The following is a 15342-nucleotide window of genomic DNA, read 5'->3' as shown; positions in this document are numbered from 1 at the left end:
TCCGAAATGAGCGCTTGCATCGTCAAATGACACCGGTTACCAAATAAATTGAATTTGCGATAGTCAGGCGGCCCGTTCAGGGTTGGATTGCTAGCAAAAAGAGGGATGGCATTTATGAAAATTGCTTTGATTAACGAAAACAGTCAGGCCGCGAAGAATGAAGTGATTCACACGGCGCTCAAAACAGTGGCAGAGCCGCTCGGCCATCAGGTCTTCAATTACGGCATGTATAGCGCGGAAGACGACGCCCAGCTCACTTACAATATGAATGGGCTGCTCGCGGGTATTCTGCTGAATTCTAAGGCGGCGGACTTTGTTGTCACCGGCTGCGGCACGGGGATGGGCTCGATGCTCGCCTGCAATTCAATGCCGGGAGTTTTTTGTGGCTTGGTCATCGACCCAACCGACGCTTTTCTGTTCGCCCAAATCAACGATGGCAATGCGATTTCGATGCCATATGCCAAGGGTTTTGGCTGGGCAGCGGAACTCAACCTGGAGGATTGCTATCGCAAGCTGTTCGAGGGCGAGAGCGGTGTCGGCTATCCCAAGGAGCGCGCGGCAATCATGGCGAAAAATCGCGGCATTCTGGCGGAAATGAAGGCGGCGGCGTGTCATGACATGCTGAGCGTTCTTAAGAACGTCGATCAGGAGTTGCTCAAATCTGCAATCGCGGGTGAGCACTTTGCCGAGTTCTTCTATCCCAATTCACAGGACGACGAGATCAGCAATTATCTGCGCGGGCTTTAAAGGTTAGCGAGAATTGCGACCGGGCTCCTGAGGGGAACTGACATGTCTAACGCCAATCCTTTTGATCTTTCCGGCAAAGTTGCCGTTGTCACCGGGGCCAATACTGGCATCGGCCAAGGCATTGCCGTTGCGCTTGCTCAGGCGGGTGCGGATATCGCTCTGGTGGCGCGCAGCGATGCTTCCGAGACTGTGAAGCTGATCGAGCAGGCCGGTCGGCGGGCGCTTGTTATCGAAGCAGACCTCTCGTCGATCGAGCCATGCGATCGGATCGTTGAAGAGGCCGTAAGCGGGCTTGGCCGCCTCGATATTCTGGTCAACAATGCCGGGATCATTCGCCGCAATGATGCGACCGAGTTCACCGAGGATGATTGGGATGCGGTGCTCGACACCAATCTCAAAGTGCTGTTTTTCCTGAGCCAGTCTGCGGGCAAGCACATGATCGCGCATGGCGGTGGATCGATCATCAACATCGCTTCGATGCTGACTTTCCAGGGCGGCATTCGTGTGGCGAGCTACACTGCCTCCAAAAGCGGGGTTGGTGGCCTGACCAAGCTGCTCGCCAATGAGTGGGCCGGTCAGAACATCACGGTAAACGCGATCGCTCCCGGCTACATCGCGACCAACAACACGGCGGCGCTGCAAGCTGATGAAACGCGCAATCGGCAAATCCTTGAGCGCATTCCGGCGGGCCGGTGGGGAAACCCATCCGACTTGGGCGGTGCGGCGGTCTTTCTTGCGTCTGATGCCGCCCGATATGTCCAGGGGCATGTCTTGGCGGTCGATGGTGGATGGTTGGCAAGATAGCCGGGTGACGTGACGGCACGTGGAGGGGGTACAGTGAGAGCACTCTTGGCAGCGGCGGGAATGTTTGCGCTCAGCAGCGCCCACTTCCCGGCGTCAGCCAGCGTACCCGATTTTGCTTATCCCGAGGACGGGCCGATATGCCGCGGCTCGGCCGGCTATGCTGCGGACTTTGGCGGGCGGCGCACCTTTCTCTGGCGGCCACAATGGCTCGAAGCGATCGAAGCCGACGCGGAGCAGAGCCGCGAATATGTCGCTGAAGCGGATAGGGCGCTCTCGCGCGGGCCGTATAGCGTAACCGACAAGCCACGGCCGGTACCAGGGGCATCGCCCAATGATTACGCCTCCATCGGTCCATATTGGTGGCCGAATGAGAGCAGCAAGGATGGCCTACCCTATGCTCGCCGCGACGGAGAGGTCAATCCAGAGCGCAATGGGCCAGAATTCGACAAGCGGCGGCTGAGCCAATTGGGCAATGATCTGGAAGCTCTCTCGGTCGCCTATTTCATCACCGAGGACGAGAGATATGCAGATCACGCGGCCACGCTGCTGCGTGTCTGGTTCCTCGATCCTTCAACCCGGATGAACCCGAATATGAACTTTGCTCAGGGCATTCCCGGCAAGGTAAAGGGGCGCGGGGTCGGCATAATCGAGGCTTCGGACCTGTCGACGATTGTCGAAAGCGTCGGACTGCTGGCTCCCTCAGCCGCATGGTCAGGCAAAGAGCAGGCGGCTCTGCAGCAATGGTATGCCGATTTTGCCACCTGGATGGCGACCAGCGAAAACGGCGAAGAAGAAATGCAGAAGCGCAACAATCACGGCGTTTTCTACGATTTCTATCTCGCGCATTTTGCGATCTTTGCCGGGCTTGACGGAGTGACCGCGAACATCGTCCAGAATTTTCCGGCTTACCGGCTCGGCGTGCAAATGGATCGCCAGGGACGTTTCATCGAAGAGCTGAAGCGAACGCGCAGCTGGCACTATTCAAACTTTGTCGTGGGCGGTGCTGCGCGGCTCGCGACCATTGGCGAGTGCACCGGCATGGATCTTTGGAGCGCGAAGCTCGAAGACGGGCGTAGCTTGCAGACAGCGCATGCCTTTCTGTCCCGCTATTCGGCCAGCCCGGAAGCGTGGCCTTTTGCCGACCGCGATCATGCATCGGGCAAGTTCGACACAATGCGGATGACATTCGCTAACACAGATATGCTCTTTGCAGGGTCTGGCCCGCGCAAGGGCAATGTTTCGTTGCCGTAAGCGCGACATGGAGATTTTTTCGTGACCCAGTTTCTTTCGTTTGGTGAGATCATGTTGCGGCTGAAGACGCCTGGGCATGAGCGCTTTTTCCAGTCGCCTTTGTTTGAGGCGACCTTTGGCGGGGGCGAGGCCAATGTCGCAGTCGCGCTCAGCAATTACGGGCTGGATGCAGGCTTTGTGACCGCGCTTCCGGATAACGACATCGGCGAAAACGCGATTATGGAGCTGCGCAAGTTCGGGGTCGATACCGCGCATATCAGCCGCTCGGGTGAGCGCGTGGGTATCTACTTTCTGGAAACCGGCTCGAACCAGCGGCCATCCAAAGTCGTCTATGACCGCGCAAACTCCTCGATCTGCAATGCGCAGCTGGACGAGTTTGACTGGCCGGCGATCTTTGCCGGAGCCAAATGGCTGCACATCACCGGAATTACGCCAGCGCTGAGCCAGTCGGCAGCGGACCTGTCGATGGCCTGCGTGAAGGCGGCGAAGGAAGCAGGGCTGACTGTCTCTTGCGACTTCAACTTCCGCGGCAAGCTGTGGAAATACGGCAAGAGCGCGCCCGAGGTCATGCGCGAGCTGGTGAAGTATGTCGATGTCGGCATTGCCAACGAGGAAGACTGCCAGAAGTCGCTCGATATATCGGTGGATGTCGATGTCGAAAGCGGTGAGCTCGACACGAAGAAGTATGAAGCGCTCGGCCAGAAAGTGCTCGACATCTATCCCGACATGCACACCATCGCGATCACTTTGCGCGAAAGCCTGAGCGCGGATCGCAACAACTGGTCGGCCTGCCTGCGCACAAGAGACGACGGCTTTATGCTGTCGAAGAAGTACGAACTCACCGATATCGTTGACCGCGTTGGCGGCGGCGACAGCTTTGCCTCGGCGCTGATCTACGGCCTCAACGCTTACGAGGATCGTCAGCAGAGCCTCGAGTTCGCGGTTGCTGCCAGCGCGCTCAAGCACACGATCATGGGCGACTTCAACCGCGTCACAGTGCCAGAGGTCGAAAAACTCATGTCCGGTGACGGATCAGGCCGGGTGCAAAGATGACCGGGATGAAGGGTCGCACTTAAACCCGAGCATCCACTTCTCACCCGCTGAAGTGACACCGATTGCCTTCGAGACTGTGCGTGCGCGCATTGGTCTCACCCGCAAGCTGTAACCCTTTGATGCTTGATTGCGAACATCATATGGTGCGGTAAGACACTGAGGGTTGCGAGGATGGCGGTGACAGGATTGGCGAGCGCCAGCGATAAAGTCGGGACAGCGCCCGAGAACAAGCCGCGCTCGCTGGGCGTTTTTGCACTGACATTTGGGGTGATGTTGGCGGCAGCCGAAGGCCTGTTGCGCGGTGTGGCATTTGTTCAGGATAGTGTGGGATTTGCGGTTCTCGATCTTGGCCTGCCATATGCGGCTGCTAGTCTTGCCGCAGCCCTGACCAACGGCCTTATGTCACTGGTGGCGCTGATTGCCCTGTTCGCCTTTTTCGAGTGGCGGCATTTCAACTTTCATGGCTTCAAAAAGCGCTATGCCGAAGGTTTGATCTACGCCTCAATCGGATTAACGATTGCGATCAGTCTGCAAGCGCTCGCTTTCTCATGGCTCTACCAGTTCGAGATCACGCCCTTGCTACAGGCAGACGACCTCGGCCCTCTGCTGGTGATCTTCCCGGTTCTCTACATGGTTGTCATCGGGTTTTTCGAATATTGGCTGCACCGGGCTTTGCATGACGTGCCTTCGTTGTGGCGGCTGCACGCAATCCACCACCAGATCGAAGAGATGAACGCTGCGCGGAGCTATTCGCATTGGGCGCAGGATGCGCTCTATCTGGCGGTGATAACCGTGCCGCTGATCTTCCTGATCGAAAGCCCGCAGCAGCACATCGCTCTGCTAACGACGTTCTATCTCGTCTCCAACTACTACATGCACACCGATAATCCGGCGATGTCATTCCCGCCTGTCATTCGCCATGTGCTCGCGGACAATGTCTATCATCATTATCACCACTCGCGAGAGATCGAGCATTGGGGGCGCAATTATTGCTCGTTCTTCTCGTTCTATGACCGGATTTTCGGAACCCAGCATATGCCGCGCGACGAGACGTTCCATCCCACCGGTATCGATGGATACCAGCCACTCACCGGCTGGCGTGACTATCTGATCCGCCCTTTCACCCGGGAAGGAAAGACGGGGTGATTGGAAGAAAAATCGTCGGAAGTCGTAACCAATGTGGCCGTTCGCACGAAGAGGGTAGTAGCAAGGTCATCACCAAAGGACATCGAACGTGAAGAAAGCAATCGTCTCAGCCGCGCTTATGGCTGTCGCCATTACGTCAACACCCGCGCTCGCTTCGGGATCTGGTTCGGGTAGTCGGGGCGGAGGCTTCGGTAGCGGCGCGAATGTCCCTCAGGTTTCCGAGGAGGACCGCCTGATCCGCCGCGGACAATCGCAGGTCAAAAAGCGCATCACTTGCAAGAAATGCGAATATCACAAGCGGCTCAATCGCCAGACCGCCTCTGAGGTCGCAAACGGTGTTCGCAACGGCAAATTCAATCTCAAGGACCGCGATCGCACAGCTGTCCTCTATTTTCTCCGCAGTCGCTACGGCGTCTGACGATCAGTGAAGCGCCGGGCATGCGGTTAGCTGTGTGAGCATCCCTCCGGCTCGTCCTCAGGGTGTTGCGCACGCAGCATTTGCTGGGCTTGTTTTCCTTGCGAGCGTCGGCTTTCTGGTGGCGCTTTCGCGCGCTGTCGCACCGCCGATTACGAGCTATGTCGTCGTGCTCGCAGGCGGCAGTGCCTTGGTCTCCCTCTTGCTATGGCGGCGGGCGCCTCTCTCAGCGCGAAGCGTTTTCGCGGTTGCGGTGGTTGGTCATGCAATCGCGCTGTTTGGCCACACAATCTTCGAAGACGATTATTACCGCTTTATCTGGGATGGCTGGCGGGTCCTCGAAACAGGGACGCCTTATGGCCTGGCGCCAGCCGATTTCCTCGATGATCCAGCAGTGCCGCCTGATATGCAAGGCGTGCTTGAATGGATCAATTACGCATACCTGCCCACGATTTACGGCCCCGTCCTTCAGTTTCTGTTCGCCTTCGTAAGTCTTTTTGCAGGAAGCGATGAGATCGGTTTGAGGCTGTTGTTTGCGGCCAGTGCGCTCGTTTTGACCGCGCTGCTGCTGCGCAAGCATTCGCCAGGCCAAGTTGCTCTGTTTGCGTGGAACCCGGTGGTCGTTGCCGAAAGCACGCTGCATCTGCACCCCGACATCATCCTGGCGCTGTTTCTGTTTGCAGGGCTGTTGGCCGGGCGACGCCATCCCGTAATTGCCGGAGCGCTGTTCGCTGCGGCCACCGGAGCCAAACTGGTCGCCTTTGCGGCGTGGCCGATGCTGGTGCGTCTCGCTCCAAAAGCGGTGGCGTCCGCGATACTCGTTCTAGCGATGCTGTACGGCTTTTTCGCGGTGCAAGGGATGGGCGTCGGGCTCGATTCAACCGAGACATTTGCGACCCAATGGTATTTCAACCCCTTCGCCTTTGAAGCGCTTTTGACCGTGTTCGGACCTACCTGGGCCCGGTTGCTCGCGCTCGTTATCGCGGGATTGCTTGTGCTGTGGTTTCACGCTTCAGCCAAAGGTTTTGATGACGTCCCGCTGGCCGCGATCTTTGGCGTGATCCTGCTGTTCGCCCCAGCGGTGAACGCCTGGTATGTGCTGTGGTTGCTCCCCTTCGCTGTGGGGCGCCGCGAGGTCTGGCCGTACGTCGCTAGTGCGGTGCTTCCGCTGTCTTACCTCACCGGCCTGAACCTTGAGCTCTACACGCTCGAAGAGTTCGAAGTGCATCCGCTTGCGCTGAGGGCTGAATGGTTGCTTGTCGGGGGCGCGATTGCCTTTGATATGTATCGCAGCCGCAAGCGATCCAACCCGCACGGCTCTACCGTCCAGGCGATTGAGAGCCCTCGCGTTTCCATCGTAATCCCCGCGCTCAACGAAGCGGGCTCCATTGGCGAGACCGTGCGCGGGATTAAGGCCGCTGCACCAACCGGGCTGCTCGAAATCCTCGTCGCGGACAATGGCTCGACCGATGGTTCTGCGGCGATTGCCGAGGCTGCAGGCGCGCGCGTCATCTCGGAAACAGAACGCGGCTACGGCGCGGCTTGTCTCGCAGCTTTGGGCGCAATCGATCCGCGCACCAACATCATCCTGTTCATGGATGCCGATCTTTCTGACGTGCCCGAAGACGCCGATCAGCTGATCGAGCCGATCATTAGCGGCAAGGCGCAGTTGGTCATCGGCTCGCGCGCATTGGGCACAGTCGAACCTGGCGCGATGAGCCTGCCGCAACGCTTCGGCAATTGGCTCGCGCCTGCCTTGGTCCGTCTGATCTGGGGCGTGCGCTACACCGACCTTGGCCCGTTTCGGGCGATCAGCCGAGAGGCGCTGGCGCGATTGCACATGGCAGACCGCGATTTTGGCTGGACGATTGAAATGCAGGTGCGCGCTGCGAAACTGGGACTTAGGGTGACCGAGCGTCCGGTCAGCTATCGCAAACGCGTGGGTGTTTCGAAGATTTCGGGCACATTGCGCGGCGTCGTTCTGGCGGGGTGGAAAATCCTGTTCGTGATTGCGCGCGAAGCGTTTGGTGATTTTGATCAGATTAGACGCAAGAGGCCGACGAATGAACGTGCCCGACTTTCAAGCTGATATTCGTGTAACGATCCCGCTGATTGCGGCGAACTTGTGATCAAGACCGCCGGTATCTGGAGACTTTCATAGTGACGCACGCAGCCCCAATCGACTCCCTCGCAGCGACCAGAATGTCGCGCCGTACTATCCTGGCAGCGGTTCCCGCTACCGCAGTGCTCGCCGCGTGCGGTCCCTCAGGTCCAGGCGGGCTGGGCGATGAGAGTTTTGCATCAAATGAAGGATCGGGCGCGGTGATAGATCATTCGGCATGGAACAGCCTGCTGCAGGAATACGTGGTTGCGGGCGAAAACGGCGTCAATCTGGTGGAGTATGACCGCCTCAACAGCGAGGCTGCCGATCAGGTGGAGGCTTACATCCAATCGCTGGAGTCCGTCGCGATCGAAGATTTTGGCGCTGACGAACAATTCGCCTTTTGGGTCAATCTCTACAATGCGGCGACTGTCGACGTGATCCTGAAGAACCTACCGCTCAAATCGATCCGTGATATCGGGCTGTTGGGCAGTGGGCCGTGGAAAGACGACGCTGTTACCGTGTCGGGCCGCACCTTGAGCCTCGACAATATCGAGCACGATATTCTCCGCCCCGAATGGCAGGATGTGCGTATTCACTATGCGGTGAATTGCGCCTCGATTGGCTGCCCCAACCTCGCGCGTGAGGCCTATACCGGCGCGAAGCTGGAAGAGATGCTTGAGGCCGCGAGCAGATCCTTCATCAACCATCCGCGCGGGTTTGGTGGTGAGCCGGGCCGGATTATCGCCTCCAGCATTTTCGATTGGTATCAGGATGACTGGGGTTCGGTGCAGGACGTGATCGATCATGCCCGCGACTATGCCGAAGGACCAACGGTGGCGCTGCTCAATGGGGCAAGCGAGATCAGCGGCTATGACTATGACTGGAGCCTCAATTTGGCATAGCTGACAAAGCGCGATGCTGGCGCGCGTTGTCCTCGATAAGCCGACCTCATCGGCTTGAACTCGCACCCGATTGGTGTGAGTAGCCGAAACATGGGCAAGCTTTCCGGAATTACCGTCGTTGACCTCACGCAGTTCCTGCCCGGTCCGATGATGACCGTCATGATGGCCGATCAGGGCGCTCGTGTGATCAAGATCGAGCCCGAAGGCGGCGATCCCGCGCGGCAGATGGAGCCGATGGAGGCGGGCCATTCGGTCTGGTTCGCCAACCTCAATCGCGGCAAAGAGTCCCGCGTGCTGAACCTCAAATCCGAGCAAGGCAAAGCGGAGCTGGCAGAGCTGTGCGAGCAGGCCGATGTATTTGTCGAAGGCTTCAGACCCGGAGTGATGAAACGGCTCGGATTCGATTATGACGCGGTGAAGCGCATCAAACCTGACATTGTCTACTGCTCCATCTCCGCTTTCGGACAGGAGGGCGCACTCGCGCACCATCCTGCACACGATATGGCCGTTCAAGCGCTTGCGGGTTTTCTGTCGGTCAATGATGGCCCGGATGGCGCGCCGGTGGTGCCCGGTGTAGCCAGCGCTGACCTGGCGGCAGGGCTCACGGCATTGTCGGCCACCTTGATGGCGCTGCTTGGGAGGGATCGCACGGGGGAGGGCGCTTACATCGATTGCGCCATGTTCGACAGCTTTCTGCCGTGGTGCGCGCATACCGCTGGCAGCGCGATTGCAGGCGGCGAAGGCCCTGTGTCCGAACGGCAAAGGTCGCTTGGCGGCGCGGCCTTCTACCAAGTTTACCGGACCTCTGATGGCAAGCATGTCGCGCTGGGTGGCCGAGAGATCAAATTCGCGCGCAATTTGCTTACCGCATTGGGACGCGAAGATCTGATCTCTCATGCCGAGCGTGAAGCCGGCGAACAGGAGGAACTGATTACCTATCTGCGCGAGACTTTCTGCACTCGCACGCGCGAAGAATGGATCGCATGGTTTGCCGATAAAGACGTCGCTTTCGCCCCTGTGCTGAACTTTCGCGAAGCGCTTGATCAACCGCATGTGGCCGAGCGCGGTATTCTTATCGAAGGTGAAGATGGTGCGCATCATATTGCGCCCGCGATCCGCTTTGCTGGCGTACATTGGGAGCCCCGCGCTGCGCCGGATTTGGATCAGACATCATGAAACTTGACGTTCAGATCGTTGGGCAACTTGAATTTCGCCGGTCTGGCGAATTGGTCGAGCTTCCTTCGTCTCGCAAGGCGCGGGCGATGCTCGCCTATCTCGTCGGTACTGGCAAACAGTACACGCGCCAGGCGCTCTGCGAGATTTTTTGGGACGATCGGAACGATCCATTGGCGGGCCTACGCTGGGCCATTTCTCGCTTGCGAAATCACCTCAACGCAGACGGGCAAGAGGTGATCAAGGCCAGCCGCGATTTGGTGTGGTGCGATATGTCGCTGATCACGGTGGACAAGGACGCGTGCAACGAGCTTGTCAATGGCGCTGCCGTGGATGAAGCTGCTGCTGACAGCACCTGGCGTGCGCTCAATGGCGTGCCGCTCGAAGGCATTGAATTGGGCGAACATTCGTCATTCTCTATCTGGGTCGAAAGTTTGCGAGCGGATTTCACCCGCCAGCGAATATTGATTGCGAAGCGCTATGCCAGAGATGGCGCTTTACCGTGGGAGGTGCGCGACAAATGGGCCGAACGCTGGCTCAAAGCCGCCCCGTTCTCTCGCGGAGCGGCCAAGTGCGCGTATGAATGCAAACACTATGCTTCCGGTAAGCCAGCAGCATTGGGGTTGGCACGAAAGCTGAGTGAGGAATTCGCGCTTGCTGGAATGGAGGCACCGGAATTCGAGCTCGATAGCAGCACAGAGCAGCCCAAAGCAGCACGGCATTCGCTTGCGCCATCGGAGCAGAACATCCGTTTCGTGAAGGCGGTACGATGCGACCAATATCGCTTGGGCGAGCGTTGGATCATCGCGCAATCCTCCCCTAATTAAGGCTGCAAACTGGCTCAATCATCTAGAGCTCGATTGGGATGCGCCCATTTGGAGTCCGTTGTTCAAACGCCTGTCCCAGACGCATCATTTCGTCCGCTATGACGAGCGCGGCTGCGGCCTTTCTGACTGGGATGTGGAAGAGATAAGCTTCGATAAATTCGTCGAAGATTTGGAAAGCGTGGTGGACGCCACAGGGCTTGAGAGTTTTCCCTTGCTTGGCATCAGCCAAGGCGCTGCAGTTTCGATCCGCTATGCTGCGATGTATCCCGAAAGGGTCACCAAGCTGGTCTTGTTCGGGGCTTACGATCAGGGTTGGCGGTTACAGGCCACTCCCGAGCAGGTCAGGGAGCGCGAGGCGGTAATGGTCCTCACCGAGACCGGCTGGGGGATGGACAATCCTGCCTACCGCCACATGTTTTCCCGCACTTTTATGCCGGATGCTAGCCCTGAAGAGCTCGACTGGTTTGACGAATTTCAACGTCTGACGACCAGTTCAGAAAACGCCGTCCGGTTTCTTGAAGCTTTTTCGAATATCGATGTCAGCGCCGATCTGGCCAAGATCGAGTGTCCCACTCTCGTAGTTCACAGCCGCGGGGATATGCGCATACCGTTTGCAACGGGACGGACCATTGCGGCCAAGATTCCAGATGCACAATTGGTGAGCCTTGAGAGCAACAATCACCTGCTGCTGGGTTCTGAGCCAGCGTCCAATCGCTTCGTCGGAGTGGTCAACGATTTTCTGAGCGAGACTTGATAAAGGCGCTCACTGCCATTGTCCGCCCTTAAGTCGCAATGCGGTGGCGGAAGGTCACGTTCACCCGCTCTGACAGGATCAGATAGGGCAGCCAGATCGCCGCGCTGATCAGCACCTTGTTGATGTTGCCGTGCAGCAGTGAAAGAAGCGCGGATTTGACCGCGACAGGCGCGTTGCTGGAAGACATGATATTGGCAATACCGAGCTGGAGCATGACGTCGAGGATCCAGACAAACAGCAGCATTTTCGGGAACAGCGGAACGGTGCGCAGCGCCATCGCGAAGCACACCATGTAGAAGAAGTTCATCAGAACCGTATCGAACGTCGCGATCCAGTACAGGGTGATACCCCAATCGGGGGCAGCAGTGGTGAGCGCCGGGATCGCGAGGAAATACTCGCCAGTCCGTATAACTACGTTGAGCAGCATGCCGATTGTGAGCGAAGCCATGAAGCCAATCGTGCCATAACTTGGGTGCCGCACCGCCTCAACAACGCTGAGATTGCGCCAGCGACCGACGAAAGCGAAGCGGAAGCTTGTGCGCTGCCGCGCGTTGCGGCCACTGAACGCGGCGCGCGCCAGCAGAAAACCGGCAATCGGTGACAGCGCGACGAGCGTGTAGGGGATTATCACCTCCAACGCATAGCCGAGCGAGGTGACCGGAGTGGGTGATAGAAGTATCCGGCCAATTGAAAGCAGCGCGACGAAGCCGAGCCATATCGCTGCGATGAGAGAAAGTTTGTGGGTGACGAAGTGGATCGCATCCTTGCTGCGTTCAAACGCGACCGCGACGCATCTGCCATACAGAGGTTTGAAAGGCTCAAAAATTGCTTTCACTGTAAATACCTTAGCACATTACGTTTGGTCTTGCCGAATCACTTCGTTCCGAATCGGAGCGGCGCGCACTTGTAAAATTGCGACAAAATTGAGCTTTCGCTCTACCTAACTCAGGTTAACATTTGCCTGATTAACTTCGGGTATTAACGAATTGACAAGATCAAATATCTGAAAATAATAGATTATTTAATGTTACGTTTTTATGATTGACTGTACTTAACAATGGGTAAATCCTAAGATCGTTCCAGTGGAATGAAGTGCGAAGACGGCGTGAGCCGAAACATAAAAACAGAGGGTCGCGCCGAATTCCGACAATTTTCACATGGGATGGGGCAAACCGGAAATAGAAGCCGGGGCTCCACATTGTTGTGGTCAGCCGGGGGCTGACCCTTACTGTGTGAGGGAATACACTATGATTAAGAACTTTCTCCGTGACGAGTCCGGGGCATCAGCTGCTGAATACGCACTGATCCTGGCTGTTGTTGGTGCTGGCATCGCTGGAGCTGCTTTGCTCCTCGGCCAAGCTATCGACACCGAGATCGATGCTGCGACCACGCTGGTCCAAGGCGCAATCACCTAATCAGTGATCATTTGGGGGCTCGCGGCAGTGTGTCGCGAGTCTTCAACTTTTTAAATCTCTGGGGGGAAGAGCCATGAAGGGCAGAAACCTGCTCATCATTGGGGCAGCCGTATTTCTTGCAGCCATCGCCGTGTATCTCGCTAACAGCTATTTCAGCGGTTACGAGAGACAGCAGGAACAGATTGCTCAAAATGAAAGCGTCAGCCGCATCGTTGTAGCCAGCCAGGATATGGGCTTTGGCACAGCCATCACGACGACAAATGTGCGCTTGGCCAATTGGCCAGCGGGATCGGTTCCGGCAGGGGCATTCACCTCGGTGGAAGACGCCATGCAGGGCGAGCACGTGTTGCGCTGCGCCCGATGGTTATTGGCGAACCGGTGCTCGCTGCCAAGGTCAGCGGAGAGGGCGGTCGCGCATCGCTAGGTGCGCTGCTTCCAGAAGATATGCGGGCGGTCTCGATCCCCGTAAACGCAGTCGCAGGTGTTGGCGGTTTCGTCCGCGCAGGCGATGTCGTTGACGTCATGCTGACCCGGCAAATTCCGGGCGATGGTGCTGAACGAACCGATCAGATGACGACGGTGGTGCTTGAAAATGTCCAGGTGCTCGCGATTGATCAGGTGGCTGATGAAAACGACACTGAGCCGGTCGTCGCGCAAACAGCCACACTCCAAACCGATATTTACGGCTCGCAAAAACTCTCGCTCGCGACGCAAATTGGCTCGCTCAGCCTCGCGCTGCGCAATGTCGAAAACCAGACCGTTGGCGCAACCGCTCCGGTGCTGGCGCGCGATCTGGGCGGTGCGGGCATTTTCATTCCAGAGCGTGGTCGCGGTACCGCGCTGCGCCGGCGCCAGCTGCTCGTGCTCCTGTTGCTTCAGGGGGTTCAGCACGGCGCGCTCCCGCGCGTCCGCGCGGCCCGTCTATGACAGTCGTACGCGGCGTTGAAAGCGAAAACTATCAGGTGAGACGCAATGGCGGGTTCTAATTTCTTCCGGGCACTTGCTGGCGCAAGTTTGCTCATCGCAGGCACTCTGGGCATTGCTCCAGCCAGCGCACAAGGCACTGGCGACCAAGTGTCGATCCATGCTGGCGCTGTCGAAGTGCCGGTCAACAAAAGCCAGGTCATCACGGCCGATCGGTACCGATTGCCAAGGCGTTGATCGGTAATGACGAGATCGCGGATATCTTCCCGATTTCGCAAAGCTCGGTCTATGTGCTGGGCAAGTCGATGGGCACAACCAGCCTGACGCTCTACGACAGCCAGAATTTCGTGATGGCGGTGATGGACATTGCGGTCGGGCCAGATGTGATTGCCTTGCGCGACCAGATGGGATCGCTGATGCCGGGCGAGGATATCGACGCGCGCATCTCGAACGAATCCATCATTTTGAGCGGCATGGTGACGGGCCCGGATGTGGCCGACCGCGCCGTGCAACTCGCCCGCGCCTATGCCGGCGACAAGGTCGTCAACATGATGACTTTGGGTAGCAGCCAGCAGGTGATGCTCGAAGTGCGCTTCGCCGAAGTATCGCGCAGCGTGGGCAAGGATTTGGGCGTCAGCTCGTTCTTCCGTTCCAATGGCGGCGCGTTGCAAGGTGCGATTGGCAGCGGTGCGCAGTTGGTCCCTGATCCCGATACCGGTGCAGGGGTGGTCCAGTTGGACTCGATCACTGGCACGTTTGGTATCTTCCGCCGGTTCTTCAGCGATGTCGCCGGCTTAAATATCGAGGCGGTTCTTGATGCGCTCGAAGATCGCGGCCTGTCCAAGACCTTGGCCGAGCCGACCTTGATCGCACTGTCCGGCGAGAAAGCTTCGTTCCTTGCGGGCGGTGAATTTCCGATCCCGGTCGTGCAGAACAATGGCGGCCTCGCAGGAGGAGGCACGGGAGCGATCGGCGGTTCGGTGACCGTCGAGTTCAAGCCCTTCGGTGTCAGCCTGGGCTTCACGCCGACTGTACTGTCTGACGACACGATCAATCTTGTGGTTGAACCGGAGGTCAGCTCGATTGATCCGACCGCGTCGATCAATCTGAACGGTATTGCCATTCCGGGTTTGCAAACCCGCCGGGCCAGCACCGTACTGGAACTGCGCGATGGCGAAAGCTTTGCGATTGCGGGCCTGCTGCAGCGCGATTTCCAAACCACCGTGCGCCAGGTTCCGGTGCTCGGCTCGATCCCGATCATCGGATCGCTGTTCCGTTCATCGAGCTTCCAAAAGGGTGAGACGGAGCTGCTGATTATCGTCACTCCGCGCCTCGTTGCGCCGATCAAGCCGAGCCAGGTACGCCTGCCAACCGACCGGGTGAAAGATCCTGTGGCAGCCGATGTGATCCTGAACGGCGTGGCTTATCGGCCCGAGGCAACCGGACCGATTGCGACCGATGTTCCGCCATCGACAGCAGCACAAGCGCAACCGACTACAGATGCACCTGCCGATGCAGGCGAGGGAGATCGCTATGAATTCTAAGGCAATTGGAGCGCTCACATTGAGCGCATTGGCACTGTCCGCCTGCTCTACGGTCGATAAGGAAACCTTCGGCTATCAGGATCCGACCTGGGGTGAAGCCAATCGGGCGACGATGGCTGCGCAGGTGATCAATCCCAATCCCGAATATGACACGCAGGTTCCAGCCACCAGTGCAGTCAACGCAACCAATGCGATTGATCGATATCGCGCGGGCCGTGTCGAGCAACCGGATCGCATTTCAACCACTGAGGCCGTGTCCGAAGGGCCGGAATAAGAGCAAGCG

General features: G+C 58.0%; 18 protein-coding genes. 17 read left to right on the top strand and 1 reads right to left on the bottom strand.

The features are described 5' to 3' along the window. Positions 1-114: 114 nt before the first annotated feature. The 11 genes from ACZ1GU_RS11915 (at position 115) to ACZ1GU_RS11865 (ending at position 11176) form a co-directional block, all read left to right on the top strand. Entirely contained in the window at positions 115-747 is a 633-nt protein-coding gene (locus tag ACZ1GU_RS11915; protein WP_472648203.1) for an RpiB/LacA/LacB family sugar-phosphate isomerase, read from the top strand. A gap of 42 nt (positions 748-789) precedes the next feature. Next, entirely contained in the window at positions 790-1551 is a 762-nt protein-coding gene (gene kduD, locus ACZ1GU_RS11910; RefSeq protein WP_472648202.1) for a 2-dehydro-3-deoxy-D-gluconate 5-dehydrogenase KduD, read from the top strand. Between the two features lie 33 nt (positions 1552-1584). Continuing rightward, a complete protein-coding gene (locus ACZ1GU_RS11905; protein WP_472648201.1) occupies positions 1585-2802 on the top strand; it encodes an alginate lyase family protein in 1218 nt (405 codons plus the stop codon). A gap of 21 nt (positions 2803-2823) precedes the next feature. Continuing rightward, on the top strand, positions 2824-3855 hold the full coding sequence (locus ACZ1GU_RS11900; protein ID WP_472648200.1) for a PfkB family carbohydrate kinase: 1032 nt from the start codon (positions 2824-2826) through the stop codon (positions 3853-3855). 171 nt (positions 3856-4026) lie between these two features. Continuing rightward, the gene (locus tag ACZ1GU_RS11895) at positions 4027-5001 is read left to right on the top strand and encodes a sterol desaturase family protein (protein WP_472648199.1); all 975 of its coding nucleotides are present in this window, start codon (positions 4027-4029) and stop codon (positions 4999-5001) included. 88 nt (positions 5002-5089) lie between these two features. Further along, entirely contained in the window at positions 5090-5419 is a 330-nt protein-coding gene (locus tag ACZ1GU_RS11890) for a hypothetical protein (RefSeq protein WP_472648198.1), read from the top strand. Positions 5420-5453: 34 nt separating this feature from the next. Continuing rightward, on the top strand, positions 5454-7505 hold the full coding sequence (locus ACZ1GU_RS11885; RefSeq protein WP_472648197.1) for a glycosyltransferase family 2 protein: 2052 nt from the start codon (positions 5454-5456) through the stop codon (positions 7503-7505). 113 nt (positions 7506-7618) lie between these two features. Then, positions 7619-8422: a DUF547 domain-containing protein gene (locus ACZ1GU_RS11880; protein WP_472648196.1), complete on the top strand. Its 804-nt coding sequence runs from the start codon at positions 7619-7621 to the stop codon at positions 8420-8422. A 90-nt stretch (positions 8423-8512) separates the two neighbouring features. Continuing rightward, positions 8513-9598 (top strand): CaiB/BaiF CoA transferase family protein, encoded by a 1086-nt coding sequence (locus tag ACZ1GU_RS11875; RefSeq protein ID WP_472648195.1) that lies wholly within the window; start codon positions 8513-8515, stop codon positions 9596-9598. Beyond that, positions 9595-10422 (top strand): AfsR/SARP family transcriptional regulator, encoded by an 828-nt coding sequence (locus ACZ1GU_RS11870; protein ID WP_472648194.1) that lies wholly within the window; start codon positions 9595-9597, stop codon positions 10420-10422. The genes ACZ1GU_RS11875 and ACZ1GU_RS11870 overlap by 4 nt, the downstream gene beginning before the upstream one ends. Beyond that, entirely contained in the window at positions 10376-11176 is an 801-nt protein-coding gene (locus tag ACZ1GU_RS11865; RefSeq protein WP_472648774.1) for an alpha/beta fold hydrolase, read from the top strand. The genes ACZ1GU_RS11870 and ACZ1GU_RS11865 overlap by 47 nt, the downstream gene beginning before the upstream one ends. Positions 11177-11204: 28 nt before the next feature. On the opposite strand, the gene ACZ1GU_RS11860 is transcribed toward ACZ1GU_RS11865, so the two are convergent. Continuing rightward, a complete protein-coding gene (locus ACZ1GU_RS11860) occupies positions 11205-12011 on the bottom strand; it encodes a DUF2569 family protein (protein ID WP_472648193.1) in 807 nt (268 codons plus the stop codon). Between the two features lie 412 nt (positions 12012-12423). On the opposite strand from ACZ1GU_RS11860, the gene ACZ1GU_RS11855 reads away from it, so the two are divergent. The 6 genes from ACZ1GU_RS11855 (at position 12424) to ACZ1GU_RS11830 (ending at position 15333) form a co-directional block, all read left to right on the top strand. Continuing rightward, positions 12424-12591 carry a Flp family type IVb pilin gene (locus tag ACZ1GU_RS11855; protein WP_472648192.1) on the top strand — a complete coding sequence of 56 codons (168 nt, stop codon included), beginning with the start codon at positions 12424-12426 and terminating at the stop codon, positions 12589-12591. Between the two features lie 73 nt (positions 12592-12664). Then, positions 12665-13015 carry a hypothetical protein gene (locus ACZ1GU_RS11850; protein WP_472648191.1) on the top strand — a complete coding sequence of 117 codons (351 nt, stop codon included), beginning with the start codon at positions 12665-12667 and terminating at the stop codon, positions 13013-13015. Then, complete coding sequence (gene cpaB / locus ACZ1GU_RS11845; RefSeq protein WP_472648190.1) at positions 12952-13518, top strand: Flp pilus assembly protein CpaB; 567 nt, start codon at positions 12952-12954, stop codon at positions 13516-13518. Before ACZ1GU_RS11850 ends, cpaB begins: the two co-directional genes overlap by 64 nt. Before the next feature lie 45 nt (positions 13519-13563). Continuing rightward, the gene (locus tag ACZ1GU_RS11840) at positions 13564-13752 is read left to right on the top strand and encodes a hypothetical protein (RefSeq protein WP_472648189.1); all 189 of its coding nucleotides are present in this window, start codon (positions 13564-13566) and stop codon (positions 13750-13752) included. Then, positions 13749-15059, top strand: a complete 1311-nt coding sequence (locus ACZ1GU_RS11835) for a type II and III secretion system protein family protein (protein ID WP_472648188.1) — start codon at positions 13749-13751, stop codon at positions 15057-15059. The genes ACZ1GU_RS11840 and ACZ1GU_RS11835 overlap by 4 nt, the downstream gene beginning before the upstream one ends. Then, a complete protein-coding gene (locus ACZ1GU_RS11830; protein WP_472648187.1) occupies positions 15049-15333 on the top strand; it encodes a hypothetical protein in 285 nt (94 codons plus the stop codon). Before ACZ1GU_RS11835 ends, ACZ1GU_RS11830 begins: the two co-directional genes overlap by 11 nt. Positions 15334-15342 lie beyond the last annotated feature (9 nt).

Source organism: Erythrobacter sp. HA7-11, from assembly GCF_055693605.1.
This window is presented reverse-complemented; position numbering and strand designations above follow the sequence as displayed.

Coding starts and splice junctions, on each gene's coding strand:
- ACZ1GU_RS11915 (WP_472648203.1), top strand. CDS start 115: ATGAAAATTGCTTTGATTAACGAAAACAGTCAGGCCGCGAAGAATGAA.
- kduD (WP_472648202.1), top strand. CDS start 790: ATGTCTAACGCCAATCCTTTTGATCTTTCCGGCAAAGTTGCCGTTGTC.
- ACZ1GU_RS11895 (WP_472648199.1), top strand. CDS start 4,027: ATGGCGGTGACAGGATTGGCGAGCGCCAGCGATAAAGTCGGGACAGCG.
- ACZ1GU_RS11880 (WP_472648196.1), top strand. CDS start 7,619: ATGTCGCGCCGTACTATCCTGGCAGCGGTTCCCGCTACCGCAGTGCTC.
- ACZ1GU_RS11875 (WP_472648195.1), top strand. CDS start 8,513: ATGGGCAAGCTTTCCGGAATTACCGTCGTTGACCTCACGCAGTTCCTG.
- ACZ1GU_RS11870 (WP_472648194.1), top strand. CDS start 9,595: ATGAAACTTGACGTTCAGATCGTTGGGCAACTTGAATTTCGCCGGTCT.
- ACZ1GU_RS11855 (WP_472648192.1), top strand. CDS start 12,424: ATGATTAAGAACTTTCTCCGTGACGAGTCCGGGGCATCAGCTGCTGAA.
- ACZ1GU_RS11850 (WP_472648191.1), top strand. CDS start 12,665: ATGAAGGGCAGAAACCTGCTCATCATTGGGGCAGCCGTATTTCTTGCA.
- cpaB (WP_472648190.1), top strand. CDS start 12,952: ATGGTTATTGGCGAACCGGTGCTCGCTGCCAAGGTCAGCGGAGAGGGC.
- ACZ1GU_RS11840 (WP_472648189.1), top strand. CDS start 13,564: ATGGCGGGTTCTAATTTCTTCCGGGCACTTGCTGGCGCAAGTTTGCTC.
- ACZ1GU_RS11830 (WP_472648187.1), top strand. CDS start 15,049: ATGAATTCTAAGGCAATTGGAGCGCTCACATTGAGCGCATTGGCACTG.